At 47.7% G+C, this 392-nt stretch carries 1 pseudogene; it reads left to right on the top strand.

Annotation, left to right across the window (positions count from 1 at the left end):
- A pseudogene (rpsA, locus tag SOP95_RS31980) lies at window positions 1–182 on the top strand (30S ribosomal protein S1); the annotation flags it as partial.
- Between the last annotated feature and the right edge of the window lie 210 nt (window positions 183–392).

The following is a 392-nucleotide window of genomic DNA, read 5'->3' as shown; positions in this document are numbered from 1 at the left end:
AAGTAGAAGCCAAGATCATCAGCGTTGATCGCAAGAGCCGCGTAATCCAACTCTCCATCAAGTCGAAAGACGAAGTTGAAGAGAAAGAAGCTATTCAGAGCCTGAAATCTGCTCCGGAAGCTGCACAAGGCGAGACCACCATGGCCTCCCTGCTGCGCGAAGCAATGGCTAAACAGAACTAAGTTCTGTAAAGCTGTAGAAAGGGCGACTTCGGTCGCCCTTTTTTGTGCTTGAAATTCGTTGAATCAACAACCTAGAACCAAGGCGTTCAGCTCAGTGTCAGAACTAGCTATAGTCTTAAGAAAAAAGCGGTTCCCGTGTTGTAGCTTCAGTAAGGATTTGAATGATCAGGCTTATCGTAGTACTCGCCGTGGTAATGCTCGCAGGCTGCT

Origin of the sequence: Pseudomonas sp. YuFO8 (assembly GCF_035065025.1) — a bacterium.
In the GTDB taxonomy this organism is placed as follows: Bacteria; Pseudomonadota; Gammaproteobacteria; order Pseudomonadales; family Pseudomonadaceae; genus Aquipseudomonas; species Aquipseudomonas putida_AE.
The sequence above is the reverse complement of the archived record's forward strand: the minus strand, read 5'-3'. Positions and strand labels throughout refer to the sequence as shown.